General features: G+C 65.4%; 13 protein-coding genes and 1 tRNA gene. 8 read left to right on the top strand and 6 right to left on the bottom strand.

The genetic code is table 11. The features are described from left to right. Nucleotides 1–34: 34 nt before the first annotated feature. Nucleotides 35–1,528, bottom strand: coding sequence for an outer membrane beta-barrel protein (locus QNA11_RS08640; protein WP_283482700.1), 1,494 nt, complete (start codon nucleotides 1,526–1,528; stop codon nucleotides 35–37). Between the two features lie 341 nt (nucleotides 1,529–1,869). Between QNA11_RS08640 and QNA11_RS08635 the strand changes: the two genes are divergently transcribed. After that, nucleotides 1,870–3,390 (top strand): FAD-dependent oxidoreductase, encoded by a 1,521-nt coding sequence (locus QNA11_RS08635; protein WP_283482699.1) that lies wholly within the window; start codon nucleotides 1,870–1,872, stop codon nucleotides 3,388–3,390. Nucleotides 3,391–3,718: 328 nt separating this feature from the next. On the opposite strand, the gene QNA11_RS08630 is transcribed toward QNA11_RS08635, so the two are convergent. After that, entirely contained in the window at nucleotides 3,719–10,714 is a 6,996-nt protein-coding gene (locus tag QNA11_RS08630) for an apolipoprotein A-IV repeat region-like domain-containing protein (RefSeq protein WP_283482698.1), read from the bottom strand. A 282-nt stretch (nucleotides 10,715–10,996) separates the two neighbouring features. Here QNA11_RS08630 and QNA11_RS08625 point away from each other — a divergent pair, with 282 nt between their 5' ends. Beyond that, entirely contained in the window at nucleotides 10,997–11,398 is a 402-nt protein-coding gene (locus QNA11_RS08625) for an Hpt domain-containing protein (RefSeq protein ID WP_283482697.1), read from the top strand. Nucleotides 11,399–11,474: 76 nt separating this feature from the next. On the opposite strand, the gene QNA11_RS08620 is transcribed toward QNA11_RS08625, so the two are convergent. Beyond that, entirely contained in the window at nucleotides 11,475–12,071 is a 597-nt protein-coding gene (locus QNA11_RS08620; protein ID WP_283482696.1) for a cysteine dioxygenase family protein, read from the bottom strand. Between the two features lie 147 nt (nucleotides 12,072–12,218). On the opposite strand from QNA11_RS08620, the gene QNA11_RS08615 reads away from it, so the two are divergent. The 6 genes from QNA11_RS08615 to arsA all read left to right on the top strand — a co-directional run bounded on the left by QNA11_RS08615 (nucleotide 12,219) and on the right by arsA (nucleotide 16,065). Continuing rightward, the gene (locus QNA11_RS08615) at nucleotides 12,219–12,560 is read left to right on the top strand and encodes a hypothetical protein (RefSeq protein ID WP_283482695.1); all 342 of its coding nucleotides are present in this window, start codon (nucleotides 12,219–12,221) and stop codon (nucleotides 12,558–12,560) included. Between the two features lie 105 nt (nucleotides 12,561–12,665). Beyond that, nucleotides 12,666–12,980 carry an ArsR/SmtB family transcription factor gene (locus QNA11_RS08610; protein WP_202072355.1) on the top strand — a complete coding sequence of 105 codons (315 nt, stop codon included), beginning with the start codon at nucleotides 12,666–12,668 and terminating at the stop codon, nucleotides 12,978–12,980. Nucleotides 12,981–12,993: 13 nt separating this feature from the next. Beyond that, nucleotides 12,994–13,500, top strand: coding sequence for an ArsI/CadI family heavy metal resistance metalloenzyme (locus QNA11_RS08605; RefSeq protein WP_283482694.1), 507 nt, complete (start codon nucleotides 12,994–12,996; stop codon nucleotides 13,498–13,500). A 2-nt stretch (nucleotides 13,501–13,502) separates the two neighbouring features. Further along, nucleotides 13,503–13,925, top strand: a complete 423-nt coding sequence (arsC, locus tag QNA11_RS08600) for an arsenate reductase (glutaredoxin) (protein ID WP_283482693.1) — start codon at nucleotides 13,503–13,505, stop codon at nucleotides 13,923–13,925. A 10-nt stretch (nucleotides 13,926–13,935) separates the two neighbouring features. Continuing rightward, a complete protein-coding gene (gene arsD / locus QNA11_RS08595) occupies nucleotides 13,936–14,295 on the top strand; it encodes an arsenite efflux transporter metallochaperone ArsD (protein ID WP_202072358.1) in 360 nt (119 codons plus the stop codon). A gap of 9 nt (nucleotides 14,296–14,304) precedes the next feature. Next, on the top strand, nucleotides 14,305–16,065 hold the full coding sequence (gene arsA / locus QNA11_RS08590; protein ID WP_283482692.1) for an arsenical pump-driving ATPase: 1,761 nt from the start codon (nucleotides 14,305–14,307) through the stop codon (nucleotides 16,063–16,065). Between the two features lie 126 nt (nucleotides 16,066–16,191). Here arsA and QNA11_RS08585 read toward each other — a convergent pair. The 3 genes from QNA11_RS08585 to amoB form a co-directional block, all read right to left on the bottom strand. Beyond that, a tRNA-Gln gene (locus QNA11_RS08585) sits at nucleotides 16,192–16,265 on the bottom strand. Nucleotides 16,266–16,441: 176 nt separating this feature from the next. After that, nucleotides 16,442–17,137 carry a hypothetical protein gene (locus tag QNA11_RS08580; RefSeq protein ID WP_283482691.1) on the bottom strand — a complete coding sequence of 232 codons (696 nt, stop codon included), beginning with the start codon at nucleotides 17,135–17,137 and terminating at the stop codon, nucleotides 16,442–16,444. Nucleotides 17,138–17,378: 241 nt separating this feature from the next. Continuing rightward, nucleotides 17,379–18,665 carry a bacterial ammonia monooxygenase, subunit AmoB gene (gene amoB / locus QNA11_RS08575; protein WP_202072361.1) on the bottom strand — a complete coding sequence of 429 codons (1,287 nt, stop codon included), beginning with the start codon at nucleotides 18,663–18,665 and terminating at the stop codon, nucleotides 17,379–17,381. Nucleotides 18,666–18,724 lie beyond the last annotated feature (59 nt).

Raw genomic sequence — 18,724 nt, 5'->3', positions numbered from 1 at the left:
TCGCTTCACGAGCGCCGGGGGAGACGCCTCTCGCTCAGAGCAGCGAGAAGGGGATGATCACGTCCATGTTGAACATGCCCTGCGAGGAGCTGCGAGCGATCCCGTTGCCGGTGTTCTGGCCGCGGAAGAAGGGCTGCGTGCCGTTGACCGAGGTGTCCCAACGGAATTCCGGACGCAGGATCAAGCCGGTGATGATCGGCAGCTTCGGCAGCTCGGGGGTGATCGTCGCGCCGAGGGTGAGCGCCAGATAGCTGGTGCCGACATTGGCGGGCCCGAACTGGCAGGAGTAGCAGGGGTAGCCGTGGAGGAAGTTCGCGGCGTCGAAGTAGCCGGGGAAGCCCGCGACGAAGAAGTTCTTATTGTCGCGGTAGTATTCGATGCGGCCGTTGATCTTGAGGAGGTCATTGACCTTGTAGGACGCATATTGCGCGATCGCGTAGGACTCGGCGCCCTGCGGCTTCTGCGGGAGCGCAGCGAGGCCCGGCCACGCCGGATTCACGCCGGCAGCGAGGGTGTCGAAGCTGCCGTAGAGATTCTGCGGGATGCCGGTGACCGTGGAAATCGGGTTCCAGCCGCTCTCACGATTATACGCCATATCCGTGATGAGCGTGAGGTTCTCCGTCACCTTCCACGTCGTCGTGAGGTTGGTGTAGGTGCGGTTCGCCGTATTCGGATCGCAGACGCAGGCGATCGGCGTGTTCGGCCAGGTGAGCGGCGTCATGCCGGGGAGGGGCGCGAAGGCGATGGCGGGATTGCCACGCTGCACGGGGTTTTCCGGGCCGTGGTGAACAATGCCGAGGATGGTCAGATTGCCGTCGAGCAGGTTGAGGCCGAAACCGCCATGGAAGGACGGCGAGTTGTTGTTGTCGCCCGGCCAGCCGATGAAGGTGTTCACGCCCGTGGTGACGCCCGCATAAACATCGAGCCAATCGCGCACATGCGTCGTGGTCATCAAGCCGGTGTGAAGGAAGGGCCCGAAGTTGAAGATGTACGAGTGCGAGTAGAAGAGGTTGTCCTTCGCATACATCACCTCGGCGCCGTTATACGTCGGGAATATGCCGGCCTTTACGTCGACGCCGCCCTGCGAAATAAAGCTCGTCCAGGGAAGATGCGCCTGGACGTTGGCCTCCAGGAAGCCGAACTGCGTGCGGTCGTGGATCCAGTAATCGGTCGTGCCGATAGTATGGTTGTAGCGCATGTCCTCGCCGATCTGGGCTTGGACTTTAAAGCCGAAGTCATAGGACGTCGCTTTGGGGTCGATCGGGCGCTGCACGGTCAGAACAGCGCCGTTGAACGTCGGCCAATTGGCGCGATCGGTGTAGAGATGGCCCCAGTTCAGCTTGTTGTAGGGCTGGTTGAAGTTGATGGCGATGCCCCCCTCGACATAACCGTCGATGGTGAGCGTATCGAGCCATGCCGGAGGCGGCGCGGGAACTACGGCCGCTTTCTTGTTCGGCAGGTCGGCCGCGAGGGCCATGCCGGCCGCGAGCGACGCCGCAGTCACAACGGGAAGACTATACCATTTCATGCCAGGAACTCCGGTCTGGATAAAAAACCTGCATGAATATCAGCTCCGGCGAAGACTTCGTTCAAGCTTATCCGAATTGCATTTGCCTAATGAATAGGCAAAGCTGACGGATTGTCCGGATATGTTGCTGTGATGTCACATTTTGACAGGACTGCAATCTTGAGAAATTTGCCTTTTGTTAACCGGCGTCGCCGCGGCAAAGGCCTCGACGACGCCGAGACGCGCTCCTTAATGATTGATTCGGCGAGGTGATCACAAAGGCTCGCTTGCCGGCCTGCTTCGCCGTCCCACTTTCCCTCATGGGCGGCCACGTTCAGGTCCGCGCAAAAGGGAGGCACAAAATGTCTGAAAGCGGACAGCCAGAGCAGCCGGATTTCGCCAAGGGCGTGGCGCTGAGCGCGCTCGATGAGGGCGTCCCGTTACGCGGCTCTATCGACGGCGCTGCTGCGATCATGGTCCGCAAGGGGGCGGATGTCTTCGTCGTCGGCGCCGAATGCACGCATTATCATGGGCCGCTCGCCGAAGGGCTCACCGTCGGTGAAACGGTCAGATGCCCCTGGCACCATGCCTGTTTCAGCCTGCGCACCGGCGAAGCGATTCGCGCGCCGGCTTTCGATTCGCTGCCGCGCTGGCGGGTGGAAGAGGTCGACGGCAAAATCTTCGCCCGCGAGCGATTAGCCGCCCCGATGGCGAAACCTGCTCCAACGCGCGCGCCCAAGAAAATCGTCATCGTAGGGGCTGGCGCGGCGGGCTTTGCGGCGGCCCATAGGCTGCGCGCGGAGGGCTATGACGGCGCGCTGGAGATGATCGGCGCCGATTTACTTGCGCCCTATGATCGGCCCAATCTCTCCAAGGACTATCTCGCCGGGTCGGCGCCGCCCGAATGGCTGCCGCTGCGTGAACCCGCCTGGTATCACGACAATGGCGTCGTGCTGCATCTGGGACGGCAGGCGACGGCGCTCGATGTTTCTCAAAAGCTGCTCACCCTCGGTGACGGCTCCAGCGTCGGTTTCGACGCCTTGCTGCTCGCGACGGGCGCGGACCCCGTGCGCCTCCCGATTCCGGGCGCCGACCGGCCCAATGTCTTTTACCTGCGCCAGCTCGCCGACGCCGACCGAATCGCCGCCGCTTGCGGCGGCGCATCCCGCGCGGCGGTCGTCGGCGCGAGCTTCATCGGCTTAGAGGTCGCCGCCTCACTGCGCACGCGCGGCCTTGCGGTCGATGTGATCGCGCCGGAGGCGGTTCCTATGGCGCGCATCCTCGGCCCCGAGCTTGGCGCGCATATCCAGCGCCTGCACGAGTCGCATGGCGTCGTCTTCCATCTCGAGGACACGGTGACGGAGATCGGCGACGGCGCGTTGACGCTGAAGAGCGGCGCTGCGGTCGCCGCGGACTTCGTCGTCATCGGCATCGGCGTGCGGCCGAATCTGTCGCTCGCCGAGCGGGCGGGGCTCGCCGTGGATAAAGGCGTGCTGGTCGACGAGTATCTCGCGACGAGCGCGCCGGGCGTCTATGCGGCGGGCGATATTGCGCGCTGGCCAGATCGGATCACGGGTGAGCGCATCAGAGTCGAGCATTGGGTCGTGGCCGAGCGCCAGGGGCAGACGGCGGCCCGCAATATTCTGGGCTTCAACGAGCGTTTCGACGCCGCGCCCTTCTTCTGGAGCCAGCATTACGATCAGACGATCTCCTACGTCGGCCATGCGCCGCAGTGGGACCGTTGCGAGGTCTCGGGCGATCCGGCCTCCGGCGATTGCGCCGTCGCCTATTGGCAGGGCGCCCGCAAGCTCGCGGTGGCGACGCTGGGGCGCGATATCGAAAGCCTGCGCGTCGAGGTCGCTTTCGAAAAAGCCCTCGGCTAGGGCGGGCAATAAAAAGCGGCCATTCATTGGAGCGAATGGCCGCTGGGGGCAAAGTGGCGTTGACGCCCCTCGTGCTTCGAGACGCCTGCTGCGCAGGCTCCTCAGCAGGAGGGGCTTCTGCATCTGCGCCGAACACTTATACGACCGCTCGATCGGTTCGGCGCCATCCCCGACGCTCGCGCCGGTTGGACATAGAGGGACTCACCACCGTCATTGCGAGGAGGCGGAGCCGACGAAGCAATCCAGGGCCGCATCGCTGCCCTGGATTGCTTCGCTTCGCTCGCAATGACGGGCTCTGGGCGCGGGCTGTTCCCCGCGTCGCGCCGTTTTAATCGAAGCGCCCGGCGGCGTGGCCCAGCATGGTGTAGACCTTGCCGGCGTCGCCGGTCAGCAGATCGAGCGCCTTGGCGCCTTCGCGGTCGCCGCGGCTCGTCTCAACCAGAAGCTCCTCGAAGTGGCGGACATAATGGTCCACCGTCGCGCGGAACTCCGGATCAACGCTGTAGCGGCGACGGATTTCCTCGAAGGTCTGGTGGCCCTGCGCGGTGTAGAGGCGCCGCCCGAACAGGCCGCCCTTCTCGCCGCGCTGATAGCGCCGCCACAGCTCCGCGACCGCTGCGCTGTCGACCATGCGCGCGATGTCGAGCGTGAGGCTGTCGAGCGCGCCGCCGTTCTGCTGGCGCGTTGGCCGTAGAGAAGCCGTCTGGGCGGGGGCGGCGGGCTTTTGCGGCGCTTCCTCGCGCGATGCGCGGGCGAGGAGGTCCGTCAGCCAGCCGCCTTGCCCGTCGCGCGCCGGTTGGGCGGTGCGGGGAGCCGGGGCGGGGGCGGGCGCCGCCGCGAGCCGCGGCTTCGGCGCTTCGGCCTGTTGCGCCGGCTCGAATGTCCGCCGACCGGCGGGGGGAGCCTGCTCGGCGACGTCATAGACGCGGCCCGAACGCGCGACGATGTCCGTCAATTCGTTCAGCGCCTTCACCTGATCGCCGACGACGCGGCGGAGCGCCGCGGCCTGCTCGGCGGTCTCGCGCGGCAGCTCGGTGGCGCCGCGCCGCACCTCCTCGCGCGTCTCCTCGAGCTCGCGATGTATCTCGCGCGACAGGTTGCGGATGTCGGCGGCCGTCGACTGGAAGCGCGCATTCGCTTCGGAGAACAGGCGATTGATCTCCTCATTGGCGTTGCCGAAGGCGGCGCGCAGCGCCTGTTCGGTTTCCGTGCGCTGGCTTTCCGCGGTGGAGCGCAGATTGGCGAAGCGCGTCTCGACGAGATTGGCCGTCTCATTGGTCGCGGCGGACAAAGCGCCGCCGATCTCCTGCGAGCGGTTTTCGATCGCCTCGAAGGTCTGCTCCATCTTCTGCGCGAAGGTCGCCATCACATTCTCGACCTCGCTTCGCTTCTGCTCGACGAGGGACATGACGCTCTCCAGCGAACGCTGACGCGCGTCGAAGGCGGTGTCGAGCGCCTGCTGGGTCCGCGCGAGCCGCTCAGTGCTCTGCGCCAGCGCCTGCTCGCGTTCGCCCAAAGCGTCGACGAGATCGCTTGCATTGTTGACGGTCCCGCCCGCCACGTCGCCCATCCGTCGAACCTGGTCGGACACGGCTTCGACGGCCTGCTGGAATTCGCCGACCCGGGCGCCGAGTTCGCGCTCGAGAGCGACGAGATTGCCGCCCGTCTTGTCGATGATGGCGTGCAGCGACGTGTTGGTTTGGCCGAGCTTGTCGAGCAAGGTCGGCAGCTCGGCGCGGATCTTCTCGTTCATTGCGACGAGGGCGCCGATCGAGCTCTCCGCGCCGGCGTCGAGCGCCGCCGTCAGCGAGGACGTCGATTGGTCGATCGCCTGGGTCAGCTCCTCGCGCTTGTCGCCGAGGTGGCGCACGATGGCGGCGCCGCGCGTCTCGATCGTCTTGGCGACCAATTCGCCGACGCTCGCCAGCTCCTGCGTCACCGCGCCGCCGCGTTCGCCGAAGGTCGTCTCGATCTGCGCCATGCGCGTGTCGAGCGCCGTCTGGATCTGCGTGAGCCGCTCATCGAGGGCGCCGCTGATTTCGCCGACCCGTTCTGCGAGCGCCTGGCCGAGGTCGCCGGTGCGCGCATGCATGGTCGTGTCGAGCTCGCGGCGCGCTTCGGCCAGCGTGTGGTTGATGTCCTGCAGACGCGACGTGACCGACTCGATGACTTCGCGGCCGCGATCGTCGATTTCGGACGACACGGCCCCGAGACGCGCGACGACATTCTTCTCGAACAGTTCGATGCGGCCGTCGAGCGTGTTGGCCAGATCCTTGGCGCGGCCGTCGAGCGTCTCGTTGATCTCCGACGCCTTGGCGGACAGCGTCTGCGCCATCTCGCTGGAGCGCGCGACGAGCGTCGAATCGACGTCTTTGATCTTTTCGTCGAGCGTCCTGACGACCTCGCGGCCGCCTTCGCCCATCACGCGGGCGATCTCGAGCGCATGATTGGCGAGCGATTCTTGCAGCTTTTGGCCGCCGACGCCCAGGCCCGCGTCCATATGCTTGACGAGTTCCTCGATGCGCTGCGCGGCCTCGCGGGTGCGCGTGTCGCTGACGGTCTCGAAGGCTTCGATCTTGCTCGACATCGTCGCGGCGATATTCTCGGCGCGCGCGCCGAGCTTCTCGACGAGCTGCTCGCCTTTCTCGCCGAGCGCATTGTCGATGGCGTCGAGCTTGGAGGTGACCTCGTCGGCCAGCTTGCCGACCTGCTCGCTGAGCCGCGAGAAGGCCGTGACCGTGGTCGAGTCCAATTCGCTGAGCAGCTTGCCGCCGCGCACCGAAATGGCGTCGTCGATCGTCTCCAGGCGCGTGTCGATCTCCGTCGCGAAGTGGCGGGAGTTGTCGCCGATGCGCGCCGAGAACTGGTCGATCTGCTCGGCGATCCGATCGGCGAAAGCGCCGCCCTGGGCGTTGACCGTCTGGTCGAGCTCGCCGATCTTGGCGTCGATCTGCTGCGCGAGCTGCTGCGAGGTCTCGCCGATGCGGGCCGTCATCTCGTTGGACCGCGCGGCGATCTGCTCGACGAGCGCGGCGCCGCGCAAGGAGACGGCGTCGTCGAGGGCGCTCAGACGCGCGTCGATCTCCGCCGCGAAATGGCGCGAATTATCGCCGATCCGGGAGGTGAACGCATCGGTCTGCGCCGTGAGGCGATCGACCAGCGCGCCGCCCTGCGTGGCGATCGTCTGGTCGATGGCGTTGAGGCGATCGTCCACACTCGCGACGAAGCGTTCGGTCTGCGCGCCGATGCGCGCGTCGGCGTCTTCAGCGCGCGCCGCGAGATGTTCGACCAACTCGCTGCCGCGCGCCCCGATGACTTCCTCGATCGTCGTCAGCCGCGCCGCGACGTCCTGGCTCAACTTTGCGGCATGATCGGCGACGCGATCGGCGAGGACGCCGCCGTCGCGCAGCAAAGCGCTCTCGAACTGACCGAGCTGCTCGCCGAGCGTCGCGGCGATCTGTTCGCTATGCGAGGCAAGCGCGCCGACGACTTCCTGGCCTTGCGAGAGGACCGAGTTTTCGAAGGCCACGAGGCGCTCGGCGAGCGTTTCGTTGAGGCGCTCGCCCTGCACGGCGATCGCGAGAACCGCGTCGCTCGCGGTCGTCGTGAAGCGTTCCTGTATGGCGTCGGTATTTTCAGCGAGAACCGTCGCTGCTTCCTGGACGCTACGCTGCAAATTATCGCGCAAGGCGGCGCCATGGGCCTCGAACGCCTCGACGGCGCGCTCCCGCGTTTCGTCCATGCTGCGCGCCAGGAACTCGCCGGCGTTTTCCAAAGCGCTCATCCGCTCCATGAGCAATTCGTCGACGCGCTTGGCATGTTCGGCCACCAGCGTGGAGACGCTGTCGCTATGGCGCTTCACAGTGTCTTCAAAAGCGCCGACCCCTGACGTGAGCGTGCCGGAAATACGGGCGCTTTCCTCTTCGAGGCGCCGGGCGGTTTCGGCGTTTGCCTGCTGCACGGCGGTCTCGAAGGCCTGCAACTGCGCGGCGAGATTGTCGCCGGTCGCCGCGGTTTGATCGAGCACGCGGCGGGCGATCTCGTCCTGGCGCAAGAATGTGTCGTCGAAGGCGGCGAGCCCCTGTGCGAAGGCCGAGCTGACCTCCTCGCTCTTCGAAGCCACGCGCGCGGCGGCTTCGCCGCTCAAGCGGGTCACGGCTTCCGCGAAGGCGGCGAGGCCTTCGGTGATGGCGGCGGCGGCCTGGCCGCCATGCTGCGCGACGCTGGCGGTCACATTCTCGCTCTGGCGCAGTATCGCGTCCTCCAGAGACGCCAAGCCGACCGATAGATTGTTCAGCGCGCGGTCGCCATGTTCCGAAACGCGCGCCGCAGCCTCTTCGCTCCGGCGGACGAAGGTCTCTTCGAAGGCGGCGATCTGCCGTCCGAGCTCGCTTGTCGCGAGGTCGCCATGCGAGGACACGAGAGAGGCCAGTTGCTCGCTGCTGCGGGCGACCGTCTCCTCCAGCGCGGCGATCTGACGGTTGAGCTCCGACGACGCCTTCTCGCCATGCGCGGCGGCGAGCGCCGTGGCCTCTTCGCGACTGCGCTCGACCGTTTCCTGGAAAGCGGCGATCTGGCGGGTAAGCTCTTCATTGGCGCTGTCGCCATGCAGCGCGACGAGAGCGGAAATATCCTGCGTGCGGCGCGCGACGCTTTCCTCGAAAGCGGCGAGGCGATCGACGAGAATCGTCGTGGCGCGCTCGCCATGCTCGGCGACGCGGGCGGCGACATCCGCGCCATGATGGGCGACGGCGGCCTCGAAGGCGGCGATCTGCTCGGCGACCTCGGAGGAGGCGCGGCCGCCCTGTTCCGCAAGACGCGCGGCGATCGCTTCGCTACGCTGGAGCACGGCGTCCTCGAAAGCGGCGAGTCCGACCGACAGATTGCCGAGCGCGCGATCGCCATGCTCCGTGACGCGGGCGGCGACTGTCTCGGTCTGAGCCGCCACCGCTTCCTGGAAAGCGGCAAGTCTTTCGGCCAGCGCCGCCGTCGAGCGCTCGCCATGCTGCGAAACGCGCGAGGTCAACTCCTCGCCATGCAGCTCGACCGCGGTCTCGAAATTCGCGAGCTGCTCGGCGATGGTCGCCGCGGCGCGCGCGCCATTCTCGGAGAGGCGCGCAGCGGCCTCGTCGCTGCGCTCGGCGACGGCGGCCTCGAAGGCCGCAAGGCGATCCGACAAAGTCGTGGTCGCATATTCGGCCCGTTCGGCGACGCGGGCCGCCATGTCTTCCGCGCCCCGGGCAATGGCGCCCTGGAATTCCTCGAGCTGCGCCGTCAGCGCGCTCGCAGCGCGGTCGCCATGTTCGGCGATATGGGACGCAAGCTCGTCGCCGCGCGTGGCGAAGACCTCTTCGAACGCCGCGAGCCGCTCGGAAAGCGCAGCGGCGTTTTGCTCCGTGCGCTCGGCGATGCGGGCGGTCATTTCGTCGCCCTGGCGCGTGAAGGTCTCCTCGAAAACCGTGAGGCCCTCATTCAGGGCGGCGCTGACGCGGTCGCCATGCTCGGCGACGCGCATCGCCGCCTCGGCGCTGTTCTTCACAACGGCGTCTTCGAAAGCCGCCAGCCGCTCGGCGAGCGTTGTTTCGAGCTGGCCGCCGCGTTCGGAAACGCGGTCAATCATCTTCTCGCCGCGGTCGAGCACCATGCGCTCGAAATGTTCGAGCCGCTCGGCGAGCGTCTCGTTCACTCGGTCGCTATGCGCGCCCAGCGCAGAAACCGCGTCGCCCGCGACGCCGATGAAGCGCTGCTGCAGCGTTTCGGCCTGTTCTGTGAGCGTCGCCGCGGTCTCGCCGAGGCTCTGGGTCAGCGAGTCGTAGAGCGCCTTGCCGCGCTCCTCGAAGGTCTCGTGGGCCCTGGCGTTGGTTTCCTCCAGCAGGGCGACCAGCCGGGTTTCGGCGCCTTCGAAAGTGGATCTCGCTTCGTCGACCTGTTGCGAGACGTTGGAGGTGAGACGCTCAGTGGTCTCCGCCAGCGATTTGTCGAGCGCGCCGCCCTGAACGCGGATCGTTTCCTCTATGGCCGAGCTGCTCTCGGCGAGACGAATCGTCAGCCGGTCGCCCTGATCGCCGATCGACTCGGCGAAATGCACGCCCAGCTCCTCGAAACGCTCCAGAAGCGCCGCGCTGCGCGCGCCGAAATCGATCGCCAGCGCGTCGCCCGTCGTTTGCAGCCTGACGCCGACGTCTTCCACGCCTTCGGTGAAGCGCCGGGTCACCTCGTCGCTAGCGCCTGCGATCTTGAGAGCGACGACGTCGCCGGTTTGGGTCAGGACGCCGACGACCCTATCGCCATGGGAGGCGAGAGTCGCTTCGAAATTGTCGCCCGCATTCTCGAGCGCGAGTTTGATTTCCTCGCCCTTCGAACCGAGCGAGGAGGTAACGCGCGCGCCGGCGTCGCTCACTGCCTCAGCGAGATGCGCCGACGTCGCGGCGAGTTCCTGCGAAAGCGCATCGCGCGCGCCGAAAAGGGCGGTGCGGGCGTTGTCGGCGTTGACGACGATGGCTTCGCGCTCGCGCGTCAATTCGTCGATGAGCTGGCGGAGGCGGCGCTCGTTTTCGGTGTAGGAGCGTTCGAGATTGGTGACCTCGGTGCGCACGATCACTTCGAGTTCGCCGGCGCGCGCCAGAGCGCGCTCGATGCCGTCGCCCATGGACGCGGCCTCGCGACGGATCGCCTGCGACAGCGACACCACCTGCTCGGTGGCGATGGTCTCGGGCTCGATCAGGCGGATGGCGACTTCCGTCATGGAATTGACGATCAGCCGCATTTCATGGGCGCGGCGCGCCATGAGGCCGGTGATGAAGAGGAAGATCGTCGGCCCGAGAAGCGCTGCGATGGTGAGAAGCGGCTTGGGCGCGAAGAACGAGCCGTCGGCGTCGAGTATCTCGCCGCGATGGAAATAGACATAAAGAGTCCAGCAAACCGCCCACAGCGCGATCGACATGAAGGTCATCGCCAGAATGCCGCGGTTCGGCTGAATCTGCAGCGCAGCGCGCAACTCGCCCACTGTGCGGCGGTCGTCATTGGCCGGCGCGATGGCGGGCGCAACGGGCGAGGGCTTGGGCGGCTCGCTGCGCTCGGGCTTGCGCGCCGACATGGCCAGGGCGATGTCGGCGGCGCTGGCGGTCGCGGGCCGGTAATCGCTCGTGGCCGATTCCGTCCTCGCGTCGATCTTGGCCGTTTCGATCCTGGGCGTTTCAATCTTGGGCGCGGCCGTCTTGGGCGCAGCGCTTTCCGCGGCCGGGGGCGCGCCCAGGTCGAGCGCCTCCTCGATCGCGGAAAGAGCGGCGGCGGCCGCATCCTGAATCTTGCCCGATTTCGACATCGTCCGTCTCTCCGAGCAGCCACCGAGGCGGCCGCCCCCTGCCACGCCCGAGTCGACCCGGGCGCCAAAAAGAATTAACCAAACATTACAGCCCATCACCAGCAATTGAAACACGGCCTGCAGGCGTAATCCGAAACTTCGTTAACGCCGGTTTCAGAACTGCTGGCCAATCTTCTTTGCCGGACCCTTGGGAAGCGATCTTCGGTCTCGACGGATTCGCCTTAAAAGTGCGGCTTTTCAGCGGCTGGAAAGCATAAGCGAGCAAAAGCGGAGCCCAAGCGAATGCCCAAGTCTGCGGCCGTTAACCATGTGGACAATCGACAAATGGGCGATGACGCGGCGCCGGCGCTCGATCTCGTCCATCTTTCCCGCCAGACGCTCGGAGATCAAGCGCTCGAAACCGAACTGCTTAAGCTTTTCGATAGCCAAAACGCGCAATTCGCCGCCCGCCTGCGCGCGCCGCGCCAGCGGGGCGACGCGCGCGCGCGGGCCGATCTGGCCCATACTCTGAAGGGCTCCGCGCGCGCTGTCGGGGCTTTTGCGCTGGCGGAGGCGGCGGAAGCCTATGAAGAGGCGCTGCGTCGCGGCGATGAGAGAAGCGCGGCGCTATGCGAAAGGCTCGTGGCCGAGATCGAACGTGCGCATCGAGAGATCGGGGCTTTGCTCGATAACGCCGAACGCTAATACTTGGCCAGACAGTATTCGAAACCGAAATCGCCCCGTGATGCTTCCACGCGCCAAAGTGTCATCGAAGCCGCGTTCAGTCCCGGATGTTGGTCTGGATCGAAAAAATGTCGTAAGGCGGGGCGTTTTCGCCATTGGCGTAGCCGAGCGGCGGCGAGGGCGTTCCGTCCGGCGCGAGCTGGCGGCGGCTGAGCCCGCCAATCGCGCCGCCATAGACGTGGATCGCGATCGAGAGCTGATCGTCGAGGGCGTTGGATAGAGGTGAGGCGTCGCCGCCTTTCGATCCGAGCGTTTCCGCTGAGCCCGCCCGCAGCAGCCGGCCGCCGCGGTCGATCGCCCCCGTGAGCACGCCCATGATCTCCCAGGCGGCGGGTTGCGCGATCGAGAGGGCCGCGCCGCCCGCCAGGACCGTGCTCACGACGCAAAAGCGCTCCATGGCGTCGCTGTAGAGCTGAAATTGGCGCGCCGCGCCTGGGGGCGCTGCAGAAAAGGCCGCGGGCAAGGCGTCCGTTTCGCAGATGAGGCGCGCCATCAGATCACGGCCGATGAGGACAATCTCACGCTCGCTGTCGGCAAGCTCGACCATGGACTGAATGTCCCAAATGAAACGCTTCAGCGCCCCCGGGATCGGGCCCCTTTCGTCCGTTGGCGAAATCGGTTCGGCTGCGCTCATTGCTGTCCCGGCGTTGATTTTTCGCCCGGTTGAAAAGCAAGCATCGCGCCAAGCCATGTCTTCAGGCCGGCGGCACGAGAATTGATGGAAAGGGAGCGCCCGCCGGCGCTTCGAGCGCGCCAAGCTTGCGGGCGGAGCGTGGCGACAGTGAAGAAAGACTATATTCCCGAGCTCAGCGAGGTCCGCATGGTGCGCCGCGCGCCCGAGCGGCCCTTCGCCCTGAGCGGCGAAGACGCGCGTTACATCGAGGCCTGCCTGCGGGACGTCGAGGCGTCGTTCGGCTTGGAGGCGTTTCCGGGCGTGCCCTTCACGAGCATACCGGGGCGGGCGTTGATTGGCCGTTTCATCGATTGGTGGCGCGCCCTGGCGCCCGCGGATGAACGCCAGCGCGACGCCCATGCGCGCCTGCCCGCAGCAATCCGCTTGTTGGACACCGTCTCGTCGCTGATGGAGGAGAGAGCGCAGCGCGAGAGGACGAGTTCATCATGAAGACTGCCGCGCGTGCGCGAGGATCGCGTGAGAGATGCGACACTCATGCCTGATTGCGACTAGCCGGGGCCTTGCCACCGACCATATTTCCACTATATTCGAAATATGGAAAAGAAAGAAGCCATAACCGCCTTTGTCGCGCTCGGCCATGAGACGCGTCTCGATATTTTTAGACTGCTGGTCCAGGCCGGACCCAAAGGGCTTCCTGCGGGGCAAATCGGCGAACGGCTGGGGCTTCCGCCGGCAACGCTGTCTTTTCACCTCAACCAGCTCAAACACGCGAACCTCGTGACCTTCCGTCGCGAAAGCCGGTCGCTGATCTACTCGGCGGCCTATCCGGTCATGAACGCCTTGCTCGCCTACATGACCGAGAATTGCTGCCAGGGCGACGCCGATGGATGCTGTTCTTCAACCTGCTAGCCAAAGGAACGCCATGAAACGCTTGCACGTGCATGTCTCCGTTGACGACCTCGCGGCGTCCATCCGCTTTTACAGCGCGCTTTTCGGCTCCGAGCCGACAGTCGCGAAACCTGACTACGCCAAATGGATGATGGATGATCCGCGCGTAAACTTTGCGATTTCGGCGCGCGGCGGAAAGGTGGGCGTCGATCATCTCGGGATTCAGGTCGAGACGCCTGAAGAGCTGAAAGAAGTCTATGGCCGCCTGCAACGGGCCGAGCGGCCTGTGCTGGAAGAGAACACGACAACCTGCTGCTATGCCGAGTCCGAAAAAGCGTGGACCTCGGACCCGCAAGGGCTTTTGTGGGAGTCGTTTCTGACCACCGGCGAAAGCACAGTCTTTGGCGATGATACGAGGCTCGCGGGATTTCGCACCAGCGGCGGGAAGGCGGCGCCTTCGCCCTGCTGCGGCTCGAAACCTGCGCCTGTCGTTGAAGCCGCTTGTTGCTCTGGCGCGGCGCGCCACGATGCGGAGGCGTGAAGGTGTCGGTCACGATCTATCATAACCCCGCCTGCGGCACCTCGCGCAACACGCTGGCGATGATCCGCCAAAGCGGCGAGGAGCCGGTCGTCATCGAATATCTGAAAGACCCGCCGACGCGCGCGCAGCTCGTCGAGTTGCTCAAAGCCATGGGCATTTCCGCGCGCGAGCTGCTGCGGCAGAAGGGAACGCCTTATGAGGCGCTCGGCCTTGCCGATCCCAAATGGACGGAAGACGAGCTGATCGGCTTCATGCTCGAACACCCGATCCTCGTCAATCGGCCGATCGTCGTGACGCCGAAGGGCGCGCGCCTCTGCCGCCCCTCCGAGGCCGTGCTCGATATTTTGCCCAATCCGGATATTGGCGAATTCACCAAGGAAGATGGCGAAGTCGTCATCGGCAAGACCGTTCAACCTCAATCCTGAAAGGACTTCCATGACAACCATTCACGTTTTCGATCCCGCCCTTTGTTGCAGCACCGGCGTTTGCGGCGTCGAAGCCGATCAGGCGCTTATCACTTTCGCAGCGGATGTCGATTGGGCGAAAAAGAACGGCGCGCAAATCGAGCGCTTCAATCTCGCCCAGCAACCCATGGCTTTTGCCGACAACGCCACGGTGAAAGGCTTTCTTGAGCGCTCGGGGCAGGAGGCGCTGCCGCTGATCCTCGTCAACGGCGATATTGCGCTTGCCGGACGCTATCCCAGTCGCGCCGAGCTGGCGCGCTGGGCGGGCGTCAAGGAAGCCGCCGAAACCGCACAGGGCTCGTGCTGTGGTGGCAAGACCTCCTGCTGCTGAGATGACGCAATGAAATTCCTCGACAGCGCGCCGCGTTTCCTCTTCTTCACCGGCAAGGGTGGGGTCGGCAAAACCTCGCTGGCCTGCGCCACGGCGATCCGGCTCGCGGAAGCGGGACGCCGGGTGCTGTTGGTCAGCACCGATCCGGCCTCGAATGTCGGCCAGGTTTTCGGGGTTTCTATCGGAAACAAAATCACCCCGATCAGCGACGTTCCCCGGCTGTTTGCCCTTGAGATCGACCCCGAGGCGGCGGCGCAAGCCTATCGCGACCGCATCGTCGGCCCGGTACGCGGCAAACTGCCGGAGACCGTGGTCAAAGGCATTGAGGAACAGCTTTCGGGAGCCTGCACGACGGAAATCGCCGCCTTCGACGAATTCACAGCGCTGCTGACTGATTCCGAGATCGCCTCGGCTTATGATCACGTTGTTTTCGATACCGCGCCAACCGGCCACACCATCCGGCTGCTGCAACTGCCCGTCGCCTGGTCCGGCTTCCTTGAGGCGGGAAAAGGCGACGCCTCGTGCCTCGGGCCGCTGGCAGGACTCGAAAAACAGCGCGCGCAATACAATGCCGCCGTGCAGGCGCTCGCGGACGGGCGACGCAGCCGTCTTATCCTCGTTGCCCGCGCCCAGAATTCAGCGCTGCGCGAAGCGGCGCGCACGCATGGCGAGCTGGCGGCGATCGGCCTCACCCAGCAATTCCTGATCATCAATGGGCTGTTGCCCGACGCGGAAGCGGCGCTCGATCCGCTCGCCAAGGCGATTTATAGACGTGAGCAAGCGGCCTTGGCCGCGATGCCGGACGAACTGCGCGCCTTGTCCCGCGATGATGTGCTGTTGAAGCCGTTCAACCTCGTCGGCCTCGCTGCCCTGCGCCAGCTCCTTGTTGAAACCGCGCCTCAGCCGGACGCGGCGGTGGGGGAGCCGGTCGAGCTCCGTGCGCCAAGCCTTTCCGATCTCATCGATGACATTGCCGCCGAAGGCCATGGGCTGGTCATGCTGATGGGGAAGGGCGGCGTCGGCAAGACCACACTGGCGGCGGCGGTCGCCGTCGAGCTGGCGCGGCGCGGGCTGCCAGTTCACCTCACAACCTCCGATCCTGCTGCACATCTCACCGAGACGCTGCATGGCTCCATGGCGCATCTGACAGTCGGCCGTATCGATCCACACGGCGAAACGGAGCGCTATCGGCAGGAAGTGTTGCGGACGAAAGGGGCGCATCTCGACGCCCAAGGGCGCGCGCTGCTCGAGGAGGATTTGCGCTCGCCCTGCACTGAAGAAATCGCGGTCTTTCAGGCCTTCTCGCGCGTCATTCGCGAGGCGGGCGAGAAATTCGTGGTCATGGACACCGCGCCGACCGGCCATACGCTGCTGCTGCTGGATGCAACGGGAGCTTATCACCGCGAGGTCGCACGCATGCTCGACGCCAAAGGCGCGCATTACACGACCCCGATGATGCAGCTTCAGGACCCGAAGCGGACGAAGGTCCTTCTTGTCACTTTGGCGGAGACAACGCCCGTCCTCGAAGCCGCTAACCTGCAAGCTGATCTGCGGCGCGCCGGGATCGAGCCGTGGGCATGGGTCATCAATAACAGCGTGGCGGCGGCGCGCCCGTGCGCGCCCCTCTTACGCAACCGCGCTCAAAATGAGCTGGCCGAAGTGGAGAAGGTGGCGACGGTCCATGCCCGCCGCTACGCCGCCGTGCCGCTGCTCGAGGAAGAACCTGTCGGCGTCGAACGCCTTCTGAAACTGGCCGACCACGATCCTTGACGCCCATCACCAGCGCCGCGGCCCGGAGCTTGGCGAGGGCGCCATTCGAAAGTTCGAACAGAGAATAAGAATTCCCGACTGGCTGTCACGGTCTTATCGGCAAGGGAGAAAGCGCAAGGAAATCAGTGGCTGGGGGACCTGGATTCGAACCAAGATTAACGGAGTCAGAGTCCGCTGTTCTACCGTTGAACTATCCCCCAACGGTCGGCGTGTCGCCGTGACCGGACGTGATCTAGAGAGAGCGGCGCGCGCTGTCAACAGCTTGTCGCGTGGTCCAGCGAACTTGTCTATTCGAGCGGCGCAGGTTGGACGACGCGCGCGCGTATCTCTCGCAAGCCGTCACATCCCGCCGCCGTTCGCAGCGGGGGGAGGGGCGCTAGAGGCGGTCGATCGTGTCGAAAATCGCGGCGGCGCGCTGGCGGTCGAACTCCGGCGCCGAGGCTGGCGCGAGCGGATCGCCCCCGGCCAGCCATTCGCGCGCGGCCATCGGGGCGTCGCGAACGATTCGCAAGCCTGCGGCGATCTCGTACAGACCCCAGGACATCCCTTCGTAACGAAGCGCATTCATCATCGCGTTCTGCACCAGGCTACGCACGACGAGATGGGGCTTCGAGAGCGACGCTTCATTGTCTTCGCCGTTGTCGGCGGCGCAGGCGAGCTTGTCGCAGTCGCGCGCGCCGAGACAGGCGAGGCCGCGACAGGCGAGCGGGCGCAGCTTATGGGCGCGGCAGAGGCGGTTTTCGACGAGGGGGCAATGCGAGGGATGGTCTGGGCGTTGCGTCTCGTCATCGCTCTTGGCCGCGCCGCCACGCTCCACGCCGTAAAGGAAATGCGCCAACAGCAATATCTCCGGGGCCGTGGCGACGGCGCGCAGCCGGCTGCAGCCTGAACACTCCCTTTCACAGGCAAGCCCCGCAGCGTGCGGCAGGGCCGGGACCGTCTTGTCGAAACTCTCGAAAGCCTGCGCGCAGAGGACGCCGATGAGGCCCGCCTGGCCGCGACGGGCTTCGATCGCATCGCGGAAGCGTCGAGAGGCCGCCCTGAAAAAGGCGGCAGGACCATTTTCGCGCATGGCAAAAGTCCTTTCTCGCGATTGCTGAATCAAAGAAGTCGGACTCTGAACACATACGGCAGTCGGAAACCAACAGAAGCTTAACAGAAATGCGTCTCTCGGGCGAGACCCTTGCCGCGGGCGACGTTCGACGCGCCGCCGTAGGCCGTGAAAATAAAAATGCCCGCCAGGAAGACCCGGCGGGCAAGTCGCACCAACACGCGGAGAAGAGGAAGAGTAGCCGCGTGAAGAGCTGTTCAGCTTAGAGCGCAGCGCCAAGCTGGAATTTCGGGATCACCGGACCGCCGATCTCCACCTGCTTCCGCTCGCCCGACGGGCTGAAGAGGAAGAGGAGGCCGCCGAACTGGCTGTCCGTGTCGTAGGCCAGATCCGACAGACGCTCGACGTCGAAGCGGGCGTCCTGCACGGTGACGACCACATTCTTGGTCTCGCCGGGCTGGATCGGCGTCGAGTCGTCGAGCGACAGGCCGCGATCCGCCAACAGATAGTCGGGGAAGTCGGGACGGCTGGTGAACACGTCGGGGTTGAGGAAGCGCAGACCCGCCGTGGTGAACTCGCCGATCCGCAGCGGCTCCTTGCCATTGTTGGTGATGCGGAGGTTCACGGTCAGTTCGCGGCCCGGCACCTTGTAGGAGCCGCCCGAATAATGCGCAGTAACGGTGTCCTGTCCGAGGTAGAGCGGCGAGATGCCCGTGAGCAGACCGGCCTGCATCGGCAGCGTGCGCGGGAACTGGCTGTTGGCTTGCGCATAGAAGAAGAGCAGCGCGAGCATCGAGCCGGCGAGCCACAGACCGCCGAAGCGCTTGTCCGCCGTCGTGATGATCTCGTTCTTCTTACCGGCCGCAACCTGCCAACCGCGGACGATGATGCCCTTCTGCATGAACCAGTAGAGGATCCACACAGCCGCAGCGCCCATCCACAGGAAGTGGTAAGCGTACGTCCAGTTGATGCCGTAGGATTCGAGGTCGATCGTCGAGCCGTCGAGGAGCGTCACCGGATTGGTGAAGTCCTTCATGTCGCCCTTGATCTCGATCCACTGGCCGGGGCCGACGATCGGACCGCCGTCCTTCACATTGACCTGGACGTGGACGTGGAAGCGGCCGGGACGGCGCGCCTTCAGGACGATTTTGTAGTCATAGTCCTGACCGACATCCAGCGAGAAGGTGCGCGGCACCGGCACTTCGCCGACGAAGGCGCTCTTGCGGATCAACACCGGGCCGGGTTCGCCGACGTTGAGGAAGGCTTCCTGCGGCTTCGCGACGGCCTGCGGCCAGCCGGAGAAGACGTGGACCTTGCCGGTGAGCTCCATCTCTTCGTTGACGTTCAGCGTCGTCTTCGACCACTTCACGTCATACCAGTTGAGCGTGCGCATGCGCAGGAAGGCCTGCTGCGAGCGTTCGCCATGCGCCGCGGCCGGCGTCGCGGCGAAGGTCGTCGCGGCGACGATCGCAGCCGCGCCGACGGCGAGCAGACGGCCTGCGCGGCCCGACGCCGTTCTTGCCAGTTTCTGGAAGAAAGATTGTTTCATCTGTATTCGACTCCCTTTGTCGTCTTCTGCGCCGGGGCTCTGCGCCCCGGCCGTTGTTC

It is taken from the genome of Methylocystis sp. JR02 (assembly GCF_030063565.1).
Lineage (GTDB): Bacteria > Pseudomonadota > Alphaproteobacteria > Rhizobiales > Beijerinckiaceae > Methylocystis > Methylocystis iwaonis.
The sequence above is the reverse complement of the archived record's forward strand: the minus strand, read 5'-3'. Positions and strand labels throughout refer to the sequence as shown.

Excerpts from the sequence above, each read along its gene's own strand:
- QNA11_RS08605 (WP_283482694.1), top strand. The coding sequence starts at position 12,994 with ATGAAACGCTTGCACGTGCATGTCTCCGTTGACGACCTCGCGGCGTCC.
- QNA11_RS08635 (WP_283482699.1), top strand. The coding sequence starts at position 1,870 with ATGTCTGAAAGCGGACAGCCAGAGCAGCCGGATTTCGCCAAGGGCGTG.
- amoB (WP_202072361.1), bottom strand. The coding sequence starts at position 18,665 with ATGAAACAATCTTTCTTCCAGAAACTGGCAAGAACGGCGTCGGGCCGC.
- QNA11_RS08610 (WP_202072355.1), top strand. The coding sequence starts at position 12,666 with ATGGAAAAGAAAGAAGCCATAACCGCCTTTGTCGCGCTCGGCCATGAG.
- QNA11_RS08580 (WP_283482691.1), bottom strand. The coding sequence starts at position 17,137 with ATGCGCGAAAATGGTCCTGCCGCCTTTTTCAGGGCGGCCTCTCGACGC.
- QNA11_RS08630 (WP_283482698.1), bottom strand. The coding sequence starts at position 10,714 with ATGTCGAAATCGGGCAAGATTCAGGATGCGGCCGCCGCCGCTCTTTCC.
- arsA (WP_283482692.1), top strand. The coding sequence starts at position 14,305 with ATGAAATTCCTCGACAGCGCGCCGCGTTTCCTCTTCTTCACCGGCAAG.
- QNA11_RS08640 (WP_283482700.1), bottom strand. The coding sequence starts at position 1,528 with ATGAAATGGTATAGTCTTCCCGTTGTGACTGCGGCGTCGCTCGCGGCC.
- QNA11_RS08620 (WP_283482696.1), bottom strand. The coding sequence starts at position 12,071 with ATGAGCGCAGCCGAACCGATTTCGCCAACGGACGAAAGGGGCCCGATC.
- QNA11_RS08625 (WP_283482697.1), top strand. The coding sequence starts at position 10,997 with ATGCCCAAGTCTGCGGCCGTTAACCATGTGGACAATCGACAAATGGGC.
- arsD (WP_202072358.1), top strand. The coding sequence starts at position 13,936 with ATGACAACCATTCACGTTTTCGATCCCGCCCTTTGTTGCAGCACCGGC.